This is a genomic window from Rathayibacter sp. AY1D5 (assembly GCF_002932515.1).
Taxonomy (GTDB): domain Bacteria; phylum Actinomycetota; class Actinomycetes; order Actinomycetales; family Microbacteriaceae; genus Rathayibacter.
The window spans coordinates 40,942-57,173 of sequence record NZ_PSVU01000002.1; the positions used below are offsets into that span (position 1 = coordinate 40,942).

Consider the following 16,232-nt stretch of genomic DNA (forward strand, 5'->3'; position numbering starts at 1 on the left):
CTAACCCAGCGCCGGACGCGGACCCCGAGGCCGCAGCGACGCGCGCGCGAGCAGCCACTCCAGCGGGCCCTGCCCCACGAGCCGCCTCCAGAGGAGAGCGGCGACGATCGAGCCGACCACGAAGACGCCGAGCAGCGCCCAGCTGCGCCACGCCTCGAATTCGAACGGCTCGTACGGGACCAGGTACACCGCCAGCGCCACGAGCTGCAGCGAGTAGATCGTCAGCGGCATCGCACCGACGGCCGCGATCGGAGTCGCCGCCCGTGCCAGGAGCGGCAGCCGCTGCAGCAGAGCCGTCAGCGCGCCGAGGACCACGCAGGCGACCCCGCCCGCCCCGAGGAGCTCGGCGGTGGTGCTGGCGTGCGCCTCCACCGCCTCCGGACCCCCGAGCAGCAGCCCGCCGCCGTAGCCGAGCACGGCCGAGACGGCGCCGCCGACGACGACCCAGCGCTGGGTGGTCGCGGACCGGATGTCGCAGCGCGCGATCAGGAGGCCGAGTACCACGTACGCCAGCCACGACGGCACCGGGTAGTACTGGGTGAGCCAGATGAGGGGCTGCGCGGCCAGGAGCGCCTCGTCGGGCGACAGGGTCGAGAGCCAGGAGCCGCCGGCGCTCGTCAGCGCGTCGACCGCGAGGGGCCCGGCGATCGCCGCGACCGCGACCAGCAGGGCGAGGACCGCCCGCGGCAGGAAGAGCAGCAGCGCCGCGACGAGGAACATCACCCCGTAGTGCGGCAGGATCACCGCGATCGGCGTCCCGAGCAGGGTGAGGGCGACGCCGATGACGAGCAGGTACAGCCCGCGGAGCAGGATCGATCCCGTGTCGTGCCAGGGCCGCGAGGAGCGCTGCGCGCCGCCCGTCATCAGCCCGATCGACACTCCCGCCAGCACGGCGAAGAGGACGGAGCTGCGGCCGTTCCAGAGCATCTCGCTCTCGACGGGGGCGAGGTGGGCGGCGAACATGCCGAGGACGGCCAGGCCGCGTGCGACGTCGAGGCCGACTATCCGGGAGTCTGCGGCGCTCATCCCTCCATCGTGCCAGGCGCTCCCGGCAGTGCACCGGGAACGGCGGTGGGGCCGGGAACGACGACGGGCGCCCGACCCGGAGGTCGAGCGCCCGTCGGACGTGGTGCGCCGTGCTACTCGCGGAAGATCGCGACGAGGCGCAGGATCTCCAGGTACATCCAGACGACGGTGACCAGGATGCCGTAGGCGCCGGTCCAGCCGTAGATGCGGGGGAGGCGGTTGCGCACGCCCTGCTGGATGAACTCGAAGTCCATCACGAGCGAGTACGTGGCGAGCGCGACGGCGATGAGGCCGATCACGATGCCGATGAAGCCGGTGCGGAGACCGAAGCCGCCGCCGACGCCGAAGAGGCCGAGGCCCAGGTTCACCAGCGAGAACACCGCGTAGCTGATCATGCCGATGAAGAAGATCTTGTTGAGCTTCGGCGAGGTGCGGATCTTGCCGTTCATGAACAGCGCCAGGGTGACGCCGATCACGATGACGGTCGCCATGAGGGCCTGGACGACCGCTCCGGCGTACGCGCTCTCGAAGAACTTCGAGATCGCGCCGACCGCGATGCCCTGGGTCGCGGCGTAGCCGAGGATCAGGGCGGGCGACGGCTGCTTCTTGAACGCGTTGACGATGCCCAGCACCAGCGCGACGAGCACGGCGGGGAGCATCAGGCCCGGGACGAACCAGCCGACGGCCGCACCCGCGAGGAGCACGACGAAGGCGAGGGCGGTCTTGGCGAGGGTGTCCTCGACGGTCATCCGGTCGGTCTCGACGGAGCCGGCGGCCGGACGGGAGTACATCTGGTCGAGCGTGCCGGGGGAGACGTCCGGGAGGTCCTGCACGCGGCCGGCGTAGCCGCGGTTGCTGAACTCCGGGCGTCCGAAGGCCGGATTGTTGCTTGCCATGGTTCCTCTTCTCTCAGGTGCGCTGGTCTCCGAGGGAACTCGCGGATCTGAGTCGCTGTGGGTGCGGGGTGCGCCGCGGATCCGAGAGGACTGCGACGATGGACACCACCATATCTGAGAGCACCTCTCAGAGTCTGGCTGTTCTCTTCGAGCGGACCTCGACTCCGCTGCGAGCCGCGCAGTGCCGCCCGTAGGATCGCGGCATGCCCGCGCGTCAGTCACCGCTCGTCATCGGCCACCGCGGAGCGAGCGGCTACCGACCGGAGCACACCCGCTCCGCCTACGAGCTGGCGATCGCGCTGGGCGCCGATGCGCTCGAGCCCGATCTGGTGGCGACCCGCGACGGCGTGCTCGTCCTCCGCCACGAGAACGAGATCTCCGGCACGACGGACGTCGAGAAGCGCCCGGAGTTCGCTGCGCGCCGCACCACCAAGCGGATCGACGGCCGCGAGATCACCGGCTGGTTCACCGAGGACTTCACCTGGGACGAGCTGTCGGAGCTGCGGGCCCGCGAGCGGCTGCCGGCGGTGCGCGGCTCCAGCGCCACGTTCGACGGGCAGTTCCCGCTGCTGCGCTTCAGGGAGCTGCTGGCGCTGCTGGACCGGGCGGCGGAGGACGATCCGCTCGCTCCGCCGGGGCTCGTCGCCGAGATCAAGCACGCGACGTACTTCGCCGGGATCGGGCTGCCGCTGGACGTGCTGCTGCGCGAGGAGCTCGCCGCCGCGGGCTGGGGTCCGCGCGACCCGCGGCTCACGATCGAGAGCTTCGAGAAGACCGTGCTGGAGCGGCTCGCGGTGAGCGGAGTCGGCACCCGCCGGATCTACCTGCTCGAGTCGCGCGGCGCCCCGCCCGACCTTGTGGCCGCCCACGGCGCCGACGCGGCCCCCTACTCCGCCTTCACCACGCCGGCGGGACTGCGGAACCTCGCCGGAGCCGTCGACGGGATCAGCGTCGACAAGAGCATGCTCTTCTCGCGGGACGCGGCCGGCCGGGCGACGGGGACCGGTCCGCTCGTCGAGGACGCGCACGCGGCCGGGCTCGAGGTCTACTGCTGGACGCTGCGCGCCGAGAACCGGTTCCTCGAGAAGGTGCACCGCCGCGGGAAGGACCCGGCGGAGTACGGCGGCTGGCAGGAGGAGTTCGCGATGATCCTCCGCTCGGGAGTGGACGGCGTCTTCGCCGACCAGCCCGATCTGGCGATCGAGGCGCGGGCGGCCGAGCAGGAGCGCCTGCTCCGCGGCTGACCGGTCCGCCGATCGGGTTCTCGTCCGGCGCGTGCCGAGCGGACGCGGAGGCTGCGCTGGCATCATCGGCTCACCACCGCCCGCCCGACCCTCGAGAGGAGGCCCCGTGTCCACCCGAGAGCGCATCACCCGCCGCTGGATCACCACCGCCGTCCTCGCCGTGATCGGCGTCGCCTTCGTCTACTGGCTCGCCGTGCTCACCCCTCAGGGCCAGGGCGTCGAGAACTCGGGGCTCCGGGGCGCCGACCTCGTCTTCGGCCGGGCCACCGGCGCCGCCGCGGGGGCGCTCGCGGACGTCACCCCGCTCTCCATGGTCGTCGGCGCCCTGCTCGTCGCGGCGATCGCGCTGATCCGGAGGCGCCCGGCGCTGGCCGTCGCCTCCGTCGGCTCGATCGTCGTCACGGCCGGGCTCACCCAGCTGCTCAAGAACGTGGTCCTCGAGCGGCCCGAGCTGGTCGACACCGACTCCTGGTACACAGGCGGCAGCTTCCCGAGTGGGCACACCGCGGCGGCCGTCTCGGTGGTCTTCGCCCTGGCGATGGTCGTCCCCGGGCGCGCGCGGACCGTCGTGCTCGCGCTGGGCGGCGCGGTCGTGGTGCTGGTCGGCAACCTGACGATGGCCGCCTCCTGGCACCGGGCGAGCGACGTCCTCGGGGCCGACCTCGTCGCGCTCGCCTCCGCCTCCGCCGCCTGCGCGTGGCTGACCACCAGGGCCCAGGTGGGCCGAGCGCCGAAGAGGCCCGCGCGGCGCGGGGTGAACCGGTTGCTCCTGGTGTGCTCGGTGATCGTGGTGGTGCTGCTCGCGGCTCTCGCCGTCCAGGGCATCCAGTACTACCCCGACGACACGAAGGACCTCACCGCCTTCGCGCTCCTGCAGCTCCTGGCGGTGTCGACGTCGGCGCTCGCCGTGCTCGGCTTCTCCCTCGCGTGGCGCGGACTGGACGTCGGTGGGGCGCTCACCTCGCCCGCGCCGCGTCAGCGGACCGCCTGACCGCTCCCGGTGTCGGAGGGGCGATCTACACTCGGAGGGACATGAGCTTCCTCTTCGATCCGAGCGACTCCCGCGCCACCCCGGTCATCGTCGGTCCCCCCGGCGGCCCCGGGGATGCGCCCCGCACCGACCCGGCGCACGAGCAGCTCGTCGCGGGGCTGAACCCCCAGCAGCGCGAGGCGGTCGAGTACCGCGGAGACGCGCTGCTCATCGTCGCGGGTGCGGGCTCGGGCAAGACCAGCGTCCTCACCCGGCGCATCGCGAGCCTCCTGGGCAACGGCGAGGCCTGGCCGAGCCAGATCCTCGCGATCACGTTCACCAACAAGGCCGCGGCCGAGATGCGCGAGCGCGTCGAGAAGCTGGTGGGGCAGAGCGCCGAGGGGATGTGGATCTCGACGTTCCACTCCGCTTGCGTGCGGATCCTGCGCCGCGAGGCCGAGAACTTCGGCATGACCAAGTCGTTCACGATCTACGACTCGGGCGATCAGCGCGCCCTGCTCAAGCGCATCGTGAAGGACCTCGAGGCCGACTCGCTCGGGATCACCGTCGCGAGCGCCTCCGCGAAGATCTCCAAGCTCAAGAACGAGCTCGCCGACGTCGACTCCTACGCCCGCACCGCGAACCTCAGCGACCCGAACGAGGAGATGTTCCTCCAGGTCTTCCGGGCCTACTCGCGGGCGCTCGAGGGGGCGAACGCGTTCGACTTCGACGACCTGATCGCGCAGACCGTCTACCTCTTCCGCGCTTTCCCGCACGTCGCCGCGAAGTACCAGCGGCGCTTCCGCCACGTGCTGGTCGACGAGTACCAGGACACGAACCACGCCCAGTACTCGCTGATCCACGAGCTGACCCGGCCCGTGCCGCCGGTGACGATGGCGGCGGCGCAGTTCGACCGCCCCTACCGCGGACCGGTCACGGCCGACGGCTCCATCCCGGGGGCCTCGCTCACCGTCGTCGGCGATTCGGACCAGTCCATCTACGCGTTCCGCGGCGCCGACATCCGCAACATCGTCGAGTTCGAGCGCGACTTCCCGGGCTGCCGCGTGATCCTGCTCGAGCAGAACTACCGCTCGACGCAGAACATCCTCTCGGCGGCCAACGCCGTCATCTCGAACAACTTCGACCGTCGCGCGAAGAACCTCTGGTCCTCCAGCGGCGACGGGGAGAAGATCGTCGGCTACACCGGGTACTCGGGTCACGACGAGGCGCAGTTCGTGGTCGACGAGATCGCCCGCCTGCACGCGGCGGGCACGGGCTACGACGAGATCGCGGTCTTCTACCGCACCAACGCGCAGACCCGCGCGCTGGAGGAGATCTTCATCCGCTCCGCGCTGCCCTACCGGATCCTGGGCGGCACGAAGTTCTACGAGCGCGCCGAGATCAAGGACGCCCTGGCGTACCTGATCACGGTGGCGAATCCGGCCGACGTGCTGGCGCTGCGGCGCATCATGAACACTCCGAAGCGGGGCATCGGCCCCGCGACGGAGGCGCAGCTGCAGTCGTTCGCCGACACCAACGCGGTGACCCTGCGGGAGGCGATGCGCAACGCCGGCTCGCTCGGGATGGGCCCGAAGGTGACGAAGGCGATCGTCGACCTCGCGACCCTCCTCGACGAGTGCGCGCTGATGCTCGCCCCCGCACGGGAGGGCGGCGAGGCGAAGGTGCACGAGGTGCTGACGGCGCTCCTCACCCGCAGCGGCTACCTCGACATGCTCCGCGCCAGCCGCGACCCGCAGGACGAGGCCCGCGCCGAGAACGTCGACGAGCTCATCGCCGTCACCAAGGAGTTCGCGCGCAACAACCCGGACGGCGGGCTCGTCGACTTCCTCACCGAGGTCTCGCTGGTCGCCGCGGCCGACGACCTCGACGACGACTCCGGCACCGTCTCGCTGATGACGCTGCACACGGCGAAGGGCCTCGAGTACGACGCCGTGTTCCTCACCGGCATCGAGGAGGACCTGCTCCCGCACCGCATCTCGGCGAACGAGCCCGGCGGCCCGGCCGAGGAGCGGCGGCTGTTCTACGTGGGGATCACCCGGGCCCGCAAGCGCCTCTACCTCTCGCTCGCGATGACCCGCGCGCAGTACGGCGAGACGTCGGTCGCGATGCCGAGCCGGTTCCTGCAGGAGATCCCGGGAGAGCTGATCCAGTGGCGCCAGTCGCCCGGCGCGGCGACCTCGCGCGGCGGCACGCAGCCCCGGGCACTGAACGCTCAGCGGCCCGGCTTCGGCAAGTCGCGATCGAACACCGAGTTCCGGGAGGCGCTCGCCGCGGCGCCGAAGGCCAAGGGCGAGTTCCCGAACCGGATCACCGGCATGGTGCGCGACAACGGCGACCTCGAGCTGATCGCGGGCGACCGCATCCGGCACACCGACTTCGGTGAGGGGCGCGTGAACGCGGTGACGGGCGAGGGCTCGAAGCGCGTCGCACACGTGCTCTTCGACCAGGTGGGCGCCAAGAAGCTGCTGATCAAGGTCGCGCCGATCGAGAAGATCTAGTCCGGTGGCGGCCGGATCGGCGGCCGCGCGGCTCGCGACGGAGGCGTTCTCCCCGGCGGTCCTCGCGGTGCTCGTGCCGGTCGTGGTCGGCGCGCGCGTCGCGGATCCGCCCCTGCTCGGTGTCGCCTGGGGAGCGCTCGCAGCTCTCTTCGTCGGGGTGGTGCCCTACCTCGTCATCCGCCTGCTGATGCGCACCGGCCGGATCCACGGCGACCATCACGTGCCCGACCGGCGCGAGCGGGCGCTGCCGATCGCGCTGGCGCTGGTGTCGATCGCGGCCGGACTGGTGCTGCTCGCCGCGCTCGGCGCTCCTGCCGCGGTGACCACGTTCGGCGTGGTGACGGTGGCCGTGGTGCTCGCCGTCGGCGTGGTCAACCTGGTCTGGAAGCTGTCCGGGCACGCGGCGGTGGTCGCCACTTGCGCCGTCGTCGTGCTGATCGCCTACGGACCGCTCTCCCTGCTGATCAGCGTGCCCATCGTCCTCTGGGTGCTCTGGTCGAGGGTGCGCCTCGGTGCGCACACCCCCGCCCAGGTCCTCGCGGGCGCCGCAGTCGGCACCGTCCTCGCCGGGACCGTCTGGTCACTGCTCGGCTGACGTCCGTCCCTTCCCGTGTGCCCTCTGGTCGCCGTCCGCGAGATGCCGCTCCGGTGCGCGGCACGCCGTGGCGGGCTCACCCGAGTGGCATCTCGCGGAAGTGGTCAGCCTGCGTAGCGCGCGACGAGCTCCCGCTTGAGGATCTTGCCGCTGGGCCCGAGCGGGAGGGCGTCGACGAACTCGACGCGGCGGGGGAACTTGAAGGCGGCGAGGTGCTCGTTCGCGTAGGCGATCAGCTCCTCCGCGGTGGCGGTCGCCGACGGGGCGAGGATCACCGCGGCCATCACCTCCTGGCCGTGGCGCTCGTCCGGGATCCCGAAGACCGCTGCGTTCTGCACGGCCGGGTGCCCGATCAGCACCTCCTCGACCTCGCGCGGGTACACGTTGTAGCCGTTGCGGATGATCATGTCCTTCGTGCGGTCGAGGATGCGGACGTAGTCCTCCTCGTCCTTCGTGCCCAGGTCGCCGGTGCGGAACCAGCCGTCGATCACCGCCTCCGCGGTCGCCGCCGGATTGCCGAGGTACCCCTTCATCAGGTTGTGCCCGCGCACCACGATCTCGCCGAGCTCGCCCCGGGGGAGCAGCTCGACGCGGTCGGTCACGTCGGGGCGGGCGACCTCGACCTCGACGCCCCAGATCGGCGTGCCGACCGTGCCCGGCCGCGGCGGGACTCCGACGTGGTTGAAGGTGGCGACCGGGGAGGTCTCGGTGAGCCCGTAGCCCTCGTAGATCTCGACGCCGAACACCTCGCGGAAGCGCTCGATCACGGCGACGGGCAGCGCGGCGCCTCCCGAGACCGCGTAGCGCAGCGGCGGCCGGTCCTCGCGCCGGGTCGCGGCGTCGAGCAGGGCGACAAACATCGTGGGCACGCCCTCGAAGACCGTGCAGCCGTGGGCGATCATCGCCTCGAGCGCGGCGTCGCCGTCGAACTTCGGCACCAGGACGACCGTCGCGGCGGTGCGGAAGGCCGTGTTCATCGCGCAGACCTGCCCGAAGGTGTGGAAGAGCGGCAGCGCCCCGAGCACCACGTCGCCGCGGTGCAGGTCGAACGTGTTCATCAGCAGCACGTCCGACTGCGAGACGATCGCGAAGTGCGTCCCCTCCGCCCCCTTCGGGCGGCCGGTGGTGCCGCTGGTGTAGAGGATCGTCGCCGTGTCGGAGGGGGAGCGGGGCACGTAGCCGTCGATCGGGGTCGCCTCCGCGGCGAGGTCCTCCAGGCGCGGGAGGGGCGAGGCGGTGCCGTCGGGCACCATCACGCTCAGCACGGGAACGTCGGCGAGGTCCGCTCCGGCGGCCCCCTCGGCGAGCAGCGGAGCGGCGCACACGAGCGCGACGGCTCCGGAGTCGCGCAGGACGTAGGCGATCTCGTCGTGCTTGAGCAGGGCGTGCACGGGGACCACCACGGCGCCGAGCGCGAGGACGGCGAAGTAGCCGCGGGGGAAGTCGGGGACGTTCGGGACGAGCAGGGCCACGCGGTCGCCCGGTCCGATCCCCTGGGCGCGCAGGGCTCCGGCGTAGGCACGGGTCTGCCGCCAGAGGGTCGCGTAGTCGACGGCCTGCTCGCCGACGCGGATTGCGATCGTGTCAGGGGTGCGCCGCGCCGCCTCCGCCAGGATGGCCGCGACGGAGAGGGTGCCGAAGCCGGCGGCGGGCGGGGGAGCGGCGGGGGCCTCGGCCGTGCGGGGTTCGGTGATGCTCATCAAGGCTCCAGTCGTCGTTGACCGCCGCGGCGGATGCCGGGTGCTTCACCGTAGATCCGCCGGGCGGCCGCGTCGAGCGATCCGCACCGGATGTTCAGCACGGACGGGCGGGGAGTGCGCATCCCGGCGCCGAGCGGAAGGGGGTGCGGGAGGCGCGGGCGGCTGCCTACAGTCGGACTGCTGCGGCCCGGTTCGCGGGTCGGACGACGGGAGGCGCGATGCGCGGCGAGGCGACGCTCTACACGGACGCGGTGGTGACGGCTCCGTTCGCCCTCGCGGTGATCGCGGAGGCGACCGGCTCGCGAGTGGTCGGCGCGCGGACCGCGGACGCGCACGTTCCGCTCTACAGCGGTCCGACGAGCGCGCGGGTCGAGATCGCGGGGTTCGGCGACAGCGTGCCGGTCACCGTCGACGTGCGCGACGAGCGCGGGATCGACGAGGCGCGTGCGGCCGCGCAGGCGCTCGGGCTGGAGCTCGCCGCCTACGCGGGCTGGGAGGTCGTGGCCGGCTTCTGAGCGTCGCGTCGGACCCGGGCGAGGTAGTAGCGGCTGGGCGCCGTCCTCACGATCGCGGGAAGCAGGCGGTAGACGGCGAAGGTGCGCGAGAGCGCCCGCTCGAACCGCGCCTCCTGCCGTGCGGTCCAGTGGAAGCCGAAGGGCTCGCGGAGCGCCGCCGGGAGCAGACCGGCGGTGATCAGGCGGAGGTAGGGGCCGAGCGGGCGCAGGTACCAGGCGGCGATGCTCGGGCCCAGCAGGTCGTGGGCGACCTGGCGGGCCGCGGGCGTGACCTCGAGGCGCTCCAGCTCCCGCTCCCAATAGGCGTCGAACGCGGTGCGGGAGTCGGGCCAGAGGTCCGCGGGCATCTGCAGGGCCGCGCCGACGACGACGGAGCGGCGCACGATGTCGTCCGCCTCCTCCTCGCTCAGCGCACCGAAGGTGCCCTCGTAGAGCTGCAGCATCGACTGGGTGAGCGTCGCCGCGACCCAGCGCTGCAGCTCCGGGTCGAAGGCCGTGTAGCCGGGGCCGCGCACGGGCACGTGCGCCCTGTTCACGCGGCGGCGGACGGCGCGCACGTCCTCGGGAGTGCCGTAGTGCAGGACGTAGAGGTAGGAGAGCGTCCCGTGCAGGCGGTTCACGGCCCGGTGCACGAAGTCGGAGTGGTCGGCGACGCCCTGCCCGACCGCCGGGTGCGCGATCTGGAGGAGGATCGCGCGCGCGCCCGCCAGCAGGAACACGCCCTCGCGGAAGACGTCCAGGGTGCGGGAGGCCGACGACATGGCTCCACGCTACGCGGGAGCGGCCGGCGGAGGAGGAGCCGGTGCCCCCGGCGGGCGTCCGGCGGGCGCGGAGCGACCGCACGGGAAGCCCCCGGCGGGTGCGGAGTAGACTCGGCGCGGCCCAGGGACAGTGCCGAGACTCCGGCGTCGTCCGGGCCACCTCGAACTCGAAACGCAAGCGCGCTCGGCGCGGAATGGGAATGCAGCGTGGATCTCTTCGAATACCAGGCCCGTGATCTGTTCGAGAAGTACGGCGTCCCCGTGCTCCCGGGCATCGTCGCCGACACGCCGGAGGAGGTGCGCGCCGCGGCGGAGAAGCTGGGCGGCGTCACCGTCGTCAAGGCGCAGGTCAAGATCGGCGGCCGCGGCAAGGCGGGCGGCGTGAAGGTCGCGAAGACCCCCGAGGACGCGTTCGCCGCGGCGCAGTCGATCCTCGGCCTCGACATCAAGGGCCACGTCGTCAAGCGCGTCATGGTCGCCGGCGGTGCGCGCATCGACCGCGAGTTCTACTTCTCGGTGCTGCTGGACCGGGCCAACCGCTCCTACCTCTCGCTCACCTCCTACGAGGGCGGCATGGAGATCGAGCAGCTCGCCGTCGAGCGCCCCGACGCCCTCGCGCGCGTCGAGGTCGTCCCCGGCCAGGGCATCGACCAGGCCAAGGCCGAGGAGATCGCCCGCGCGGCGAAGTTCCCGGAGGAGCTGATCGCCAAGGTCGCGCCCGTCCTGGTGAAGCTCTACGACGTCTACACCGGCGAGGACGCCACGCTCGTCGAGGTGAACCCGCTCGTGCTCACCGAGGAGGGCGACATCGTCGCGCTCGACGGCAAGGTCTCGCTCGACGAGAACGCCGGCTTCCGCCACGCGGACCACGCCGCGCTCGAGGACAAGGACGCTGCCGACCCGCTCGAGGCGAAGGCCAAGGAGAACGACCTCAACTACGTGAAGCTCGACGGCGAGGTCGGCATCATCGGCAACGGCGCGGGCCTGGTCATGTCGACCCTCGACGTCGTCGCCTACGCCGGAGAGAGGCACAACGGCGTGAAGCCGGCCAACTTCCTCGACATCGGCGGCGGAGCCTCCGCCCAGGTGATGGCGAACGGCCTCGACGTGATCCTCGGCGACGAGCAGGTCAAGAGCGTCTTCGTCAACGTCTTCGGCGGCATCACCGCGTGCGACGCGGTCGCCAACGGCATCCTCCAGGCGCTCGAGATCCTCGGCGACTCGGCCACGAAGCCGCTCGTCGTCCGCCTCGACGGCAACAAGGTCGAGGAGGGCCGCGCGATCCTCCAGGCCGCCGCCAACCCGCTCATCACGCTCGCCGCGACCATGGACGAGGGCGCCGACAAGGCCGCCGAACTCGCCGCCGCGTAACGGACCCGACGACTCAAGGAATCAGAGAACAAGCATGTCGATCTTCCTCACCAAGGACTCCAAGGTCATCGTCCAGGGCATCACCGGCGGCGAGGGCACCAAGCACACCGCGCTGATGCTCAAGGCCGGCACGAACGTGGTCGGCGGCGTCAACGCCCGCAAGGCCGGCACGACCGTCACCCACGGCGACGTCGAGCTCCCCGTCTTCGGCACCGTGAAGGAGGCGATGGAGGCCACCGGCGCCGACGTCTCCATCGCGTTCGTGCCGCCCGCCTTCTCGAAGGACGCCGTCATCGAGGCGATCGACGCCGAGATCGGCCTCCTCGTCGTCATCACCGAGGGCATCCCGGTGCAGGATTCCGCGGAGTTCTGGGCGTACGCGCAGGAGAAGGGGAACAAGACGCGGATCATCGGCCCCAACTGCCCCGGCATCATCACGCCGGGCGAGTCGCTCGTGGGCATCACCCCCGCGACGATCACCGGCAAGGGCCCGATCGGCCTCGTCTCGAAGTCGGGCACCCTGACCTACCAGATGATGTACGAGCTGCGCGACCTGGGCTTCTCGACCGCGATCGGCATCGGCGGCGACCCGATCATCGGCACGACGCACATCGATGCGCTCGCCGCGTTCGAGGCCGACCCCGAGACGAAGGCGATCGTGATGATCGGCGAGATCGGCGGCGACGCCGAGGAGCGCGCCGCGGACTTCATCAAGGCGAACGTCACGAAGCCCGTCGTCGGCTACGTCGCGGGCTTCACCGCCCCCGAGGGCAAGACGATGGGCCACGCCGGCGCCATCGTCTCCGGCTCGGCCGGCACCGCGCAGGCCAAGAAGGAGGCCCTCGAGGCCGCGGGCGTGAAGGTCGGCAAGACGCCCTCCGAGACGGCCGACCTGCTCCGCGAGGTCTACGCGGCGCTCTAGCGCCCGTCCTCCCCGCACCACCGTCGGAACGGACGGTGCCCCTGCTCCGGCGGGCGGCGCCGTCCGTTCCGTCGTCGGGGCGGGTCCGGCCGGAGTAGCGTCGCAGCGTGACCCGCCGCCTCGGACTCGACCTGCTGACCTTCGTGCCGTACCCGGAGGGCCCCGAGCAGCCCGGCGACGCCGCGCGGAGCCTCGAGGACGGGCTGGCCCTGCTCGAGCTCGCCGAGGAGCTCGGCTACGGCACCGGCTGGGTCCGCGTGCGGCACTTCGAGCGCTACCTCGCGTCTCCGATGACCTTCTTCGCGGCCGCCTCCCAGCGGACCCGCCGCCTCCGCCTCGGGACCGCGGTCATCGGCGCCCGCTACGAGTCGCCCGTGCGCCTCGCCGAGGACGCCGCGACCGTGGACCTGCTCTCGGGCGGACGCCTCGACCTCGGCGTCAGCAGCGGCTTCGCGCATCTCTCCTCCGTCTTCGACGGGGTGTTCGGGCAGGCCGAGCGCGACTTCCGCGAGGAGGCGCAGGAGCGCATCGCGCGACTCCGCGAGGCGCTCTCGGGCGCCGTGCTCGGCGTCGCGGAGTCGGCCCTGATGTCGGTCCCGGTCGGCGCTCCGCTGGTTCAGCAGCCGCACGCGCCCGGCCTCGCCGACCGGCTCTGGTACGGGGCGGGAACGGTGGCCTCCGCGGTCCGGGCGGGCGAGCAGGGCATGCACCTGCAGGTGTCCACGCTCAACACGGAGGAGACGGGCCTGCCGTTCGCCGAGCAGCAGGCGGTGCAGATCCGCGCCTACCGCGAGGCCTTCTCCGCCGCGCACCCGGGGCGCACATCGAGGGTGACGGCGGGCCGGATCGTGCTGCCGCTGCTCGACGCCGCCGACGAGGAGGCGCACCGCCCCTTCATCGAGGGCTACCTCGCGCGGATGGACGACGAGGGCCGCCCCCGCACGGCCGACCGGTCGATCATCGCCGCCCCGATGCGCTTCAGCCCCCTCCATGTCGGGAGCCCGGAGCGGATCGTCGCATCGCTCGCCGCGGATCCGGCGCTCGCGGAGGCGGACGCGCTCACGGTGACGCTCCCGGCGGTCGGCGGGGTGGAGTCGCACCGGCGCATCCTGCGCGCCGTCGCCGAGCGCATCGCCCCGCAGCTGGGCTGGACGCCCGGCGCCTGAGGATCAGCGCCGCGCGAGCAGTGCCCGGACGGGCCGCTGCAGCAGGAGCAGGAGCAGCCACCAGAGCCCGACCGACGGGACCAGCAGCGCCAGCGCCAGTGCGACGAGGAGCAGCGCGAAGGGCAGCAGGGCGGGCGCGAGCGGCAGGGGCCCTGCGCCGGGCCGCCTGAGCTCCGGGTGCCGGGAGAGGCGCAGCTCGATCAGGACCAGCGCCCCGCTCATCGCGGCCATCGTGCCGATGTAGAGCCCGATCGTCGCCCGGGAGTCCGGGAACAGCGCCAGCGCGCTCGTCGAGAACGGGAAGAACGCCAGCGCGGCCAGCCAGAGCAGGTCCAGCCACACCAGGGCGCCGTCGTAGTCCCCGGCGATCTCGAAGACGCGGTGGTGGGGGATCCAGAAGACGGCGATGACCGCGAAGGAGAGCGCGAAGGCGAGGACCGAGTCCAGGTGCTCCGCGAGCAGCGCCGGGACTCCGCCGCCCTCCCGGGCGACCTCGGGAGCCAGCTGCACCAGCGGCAGGACGAGGACGGTGATGGCGATGGCGGCGGTCGCGTCCGAGAAGTTGACGAGCCGGTCGAGCCCGCGCTCCGTCCGGCGGTGGGCCGCGCGTCCCCCGGGGCGCCCGCGGTGCACCAGGCGCTCGATCGGACCCGAGAGCAGGAGCAGCAGGAGCGCGAACATGTTGACGGCCGGCACCGCGACGGCGAGCACGAGGGCCGCGAGGAGGACGCTGATCACGATCAGCGACCTCGAGAGGGAGCGCCGCGGCTCCGCCCCCGGGGCCAGGAGATCCGGATCGCGGCGCACGATGAGCTGCATCGCGAGGGTCGCCGCGCTCGCCGCGATCATCGTGCCGATGTAGAGCGCGATGACGCTGCCGTCGGTGTCGAGCACGTTCGAGATCAGGTTCGCCGCGAAGGGGAGCAGGACGACCGCGGCCAGCCAGACGAAGTTCGCGACGACGAGCGCGGGCGAGTACCGGGCCACGCCCTCGAAGACGGAGTGGTGGACCGCCCAGAGCCGCCCGATCACGGCGAACGTGATGAAGAAGGCGGAGAGGGTGCCGTAGTGCCCGGTGAGGAGGGACCCCAGATCGGCCGCGCGGCCCTCCTCGACCACGTCGACCAGGGGGAGGACGAGGAACGTGATGGCGATGGCGACGACGGCGTCGGAGAAGTTCACGAGGCGGTCCAGGCCGCGCTCCGTCCGTGCGTCCGAGGTCCCCGTCATGGCTCCGACACTAGAGGGCCGGGCGGCGCGCCCCTGACCCGCCTCCGAGCGCGCCGCCGCTAGGCTCGTCAGGCCCATGAACCGGATCACCGTCGCCCTCCTCGCCGCCTTCGACGCCGCGCTGTCGGCGCTGATCGGGATCGCGATCCCGCTCGTCCCGCTGACCGTCCTCTGGGCCGTGCAGTACGACACGACGGTCGACTTCGGCGTGTTCTGGCGGGTCGCCGCCGACGCCTGGCTGCTCGGCCACGGGGCCGACCTGCAGGCGGCGCTGGCCCCCGACTCCGCCCTCGCCGTCGCGCTGCCCGGAGGCGCGGACGCCTTCCCGGTGACGATCGCTCCGCTGGCCTTCGCGCTCCTCACCGTGCTGCTCGGCGCGCGCACCGGCCGCCGCGCCCAGGAGTCGCCGTTCCGGGCCATCGGCGTCCTCGTCGCGATCGCGACCTACCTGGCGATCGCGCTCCTGGTCTCGCTCGGATCCGCGGACCCGGCCGCCACCGTCGATCCCCTGCAGGGGACGCTGCTGCCGCCGCTCGTCTTCGCGCTGGGGGTGCTCGTCGGAGCAGCGCTCCACTCCGCCCGCAGCGACGAGGCCGACCCCCTCGGCGAGCTGGCCGCCTCCGCGCTCGACCGCGTCCCCGCGCCGGGGCCCGGGCTCGTCCTCGCGTCGCTGCGCGGGGGAGTGCTCGCCGCGGCCGGCGTGGTCGGAGTCGCGGCGGTGCTCGTCGCCGTGCTGCTGGTCGTGCACTACACCTCGGTCGTCGCGCTCTACGAGAGCCTCGACGCCGAGGCGCTCGGCGGCCTGGCCCTCACTCTCGGGCAGCTCGCGTTCCTCCCGAACCTGGTGATCTGGGCGGCGAGCTGGCTGATCGGCCCGGGCTTCGCCCTCGGCACCGGCTCCTCCGTGAGCGCGGCCGGAACGCTGCTCGGACCGATCCCGTCGATCCCGGTCCTCGCCGCACTGCCCGCAGGGGACTCGGCCTTCGGCTTCCTCGGGCTGCTCGTGCCGCTGCTCGCCGGGTTCGCCGCGGGATGGCGGCTGCGGCGCGGCGTGATCGAGGCGCTCGACGGACGCTCGCTTCTGCGCTGGGGCGCGGCCGCGGCCGGCGGGATCGGCGTGGTCGGCGGCCTGCTGCTCGGGCTCCTCGCCTGGTTCTCGGCGGGCGCCGCCGGGCCCGGGCGGCTCGCCCAGGTGGGCCCGGACCCGCTCGTCGTCGGGGCGGTCGCCGCCCTCGAGCTCGCGCTGGCCGCGGGCCTGGGCCTCGCCGCGGGCCGCAGCCGACGCGGCTGACGCCGGCGGAGGCGTCCCCCTAGACT

The 16,232-nt window shown here is 72.7% G+C and carries 14 protein-coding genes; 9 read left to right on the plus strand and 5 right to left on the minus strand.

Features of this window, described 5'->3' with window-relative positions; genetic code table 11:
• Together C5C82_RS01130 and C5C82_RS01135 are read right to left on the minus strand one after the other, a co-directional pair.
• A complete protein-coding gene (locus C5C82_RS01130) occupies positions 1-1,026 on the minus strand; it encodes a DUF418 domain-containing protein (RefSeq protein ID WP_104354483.1) in 1,026 nt (341 codons plus the stop codon).
• A 113-nt stretch (positions 1,027-1,139) separates the two neighbouring features.
• A complete protein-coding gene (locus C5C82_RS01135; protein ID WP_104224741.1) occupies positions 1,140-1,922 on the minus strand; it encodes a Bax inhibitor-1/YccA family protein in 783 nt (260 codons plus the stop codon).
• A gap of 203 nt (positions 1,923-2,125) precedes the next feature.
• On the opposite strand from C5C82_RS01135, the gene C5C82_RS01140 reads away from it, so the two are divergent.
• The 4 genes from C5C82_RS01140 to C5C82_RS01155 all read left to right on the plus strand — a co-directional run bounded on the left by C5C82_RS01140 (position 2,126) and on the right by C5C82_RS01155 (position 7,250).
• Complete coding sequence (locus C5C82_RS01140; protein ID WP_104349518.1) at positions 2,126-3,166, plus strand: glycerophosphodiester phosphodiesterase family protein; 1,041 nt, start codon at positions 2,126-2,128, stop codon at positions 3,164-3,166.
• A 106-nt stretch (positions 3,167-3,272) separates the two neighbouring features.
• A complete protein-coding gene (locus tag C5C82_RS01145; protein ID WP_104354484.1) occupies positions 3,273-4,157 on the plus strand; it encodes a phosphatase PAP2 family protein in 885 nt (294 codons plus the stop codon).
• A 41-nt stretch (positions 4,158-4,198) separates the two neighbouring features.
• On the plus strand, positions 4,199-6,655 hold the full coding sequence (locus tag C5C82_RS01150) for an ATP-dependent helicase (RefSeq protein WP_104354485.1): 2,457 nt from the start codon (positions 4,199-4,201) through the stop codon (positions 6,653-6,655).
• Between the two features lie 4 nt (positions 6,656-6,659).
• Positions 6,660-7,250: a phosphatase PAP2 family protein gene (locus C5C82_RS01155; protein WP_104263482.1), complete on the plus strand. Its 591-nt coding sequence runs from the start codon at positions 6,660-6,662 to the stop codon at positions 7,248-7,250.
• A gap of 104 nt (positions 7,251-7,354) precedes the next feature.
• On the opposite strand, the gene C5C82_RS01160 is transcribed toward C5C82_RS01155, so the two are convergent.
• A complete protein-coding gene (locus C5C82_RS01160) occupies positions 7,355-8,950 on the minus strand; it encodes a long-chain fatty acid--CoA ligase (protein ID WP_104354486.1) in 1,596 nt (531 codons plus the stop codon).
• Positions 8,951-9,168: 218 nt separating this feature from the next.
• Here C5C82_RS01160 and C5C82_RS01165 point away from each other — a divergent pair, with 218 nt between their 5' ends.
• Positions 9,169-9,465, plus strand: coding sequence for a hypothetical protein (locus tag C5C82_RS01165; protein WP_104224926.1), 297 nt, complete (start codon positions 9,169-9,171; stop codon positions 9,463-9,465).
• On the opposite strand, the gene C5C82_RS01170 is transcribed toward C5C82_RS01165, so the two are convergent.
• The gene (locus tag C5C82_RS01170) at positions 9,432-10,226 is read right to left on the minus strand and encodes an oxygenase MpaB family protein (RefSeq protein WP_104354487.1); all 795 of its coding nucleotides are present in this window, start codon (positions 10,224-10,226) and stop codon (positions 9,432-9,434) included. The genes C5C82_RS01165 and C5C82_RS01170 overlap by 34 nt on opposite strands.
• 207 nt (positions 10,227-10,433) lie before the next feature.
• Between C5C82_RS01170 and sucC the strand changes: the two genes are divergently transcribed.
• From sucC to C5C82_RS01185, 3 genes are all read left to right on the plus strand, one after another.
• Positions 10,434-11,597, plus strand: a complete 1,164-nt coding sequence (gene sucC / locus C5C82_RS01175) for an ADP-forming succinate--CoA ligase subunit beta (protein WP_104224928.1) — start codon at positions 10,434-10,436, stop codon at positions 11,595-11,597.
• A 34-nt stretch (positions 11,598-11,631) separates the two neighbouring features.
• Positions 11,632-12,519: a succinate--CoA ligase subunit alpha gene (sucD, locus tag C5C82_RS01180; RefSeq protein WP_104354488.1), complete on the plus strand. Its 888-nt coding sequence runs from the start codon at positions 11,632-11,634 to the stop codon at positions 12,517-12,519.
• A gap of 107 nt (positions 12,520-12,626) precedes the next feature.
• A complete protein-coding gene (locus tag C5C82_RS01185) occupies positions 12,627-13,685 on the plus strand; it encodes an LLM class flavin-dependent oxidoreductase (protein ID WP_104354489.1) in 1,059 nt (352 codons plus the stop codon).
• 3 nt (positions 13,686-13,688) lie between these two features.
• Here C5C82_RS01185 and C5C82_RS01190 read toward each other — a convergent pair whose 3' ends face one another.
• Positions 13,689-14,915: a TMEM175 family protein gene (locus tag C5C82_RS01190; RefSeq protein WP_181067853.1), complete on the minus strand. Its 1,227-nt coding sequence runs from the start codon at positions 14,913-14,915 to the stop codon at positions 13,689-13,691.
• Between the two features lie 76 nt (positions 14,916-14,991).
• Here C5C82_RS01190 and C5C82_RS01195 point away from each other — a divergent pair, with 76 nt between their 5' ends.
• Positions 14,992-16,206 carry a DUF6350 family protein gene (locus C5C82_RS01195; protein ID WP_104354490.1) on the plus strand — a complete coding sequence of 405 codons (1,215 nt, stop codon included), beginning with the start codon at positions 14,992-14,994 and terminating at the stop codon, positions 16,204-16,206.
• Positions 16,207-16,232 lie beyond the last annotated feature (26 nt).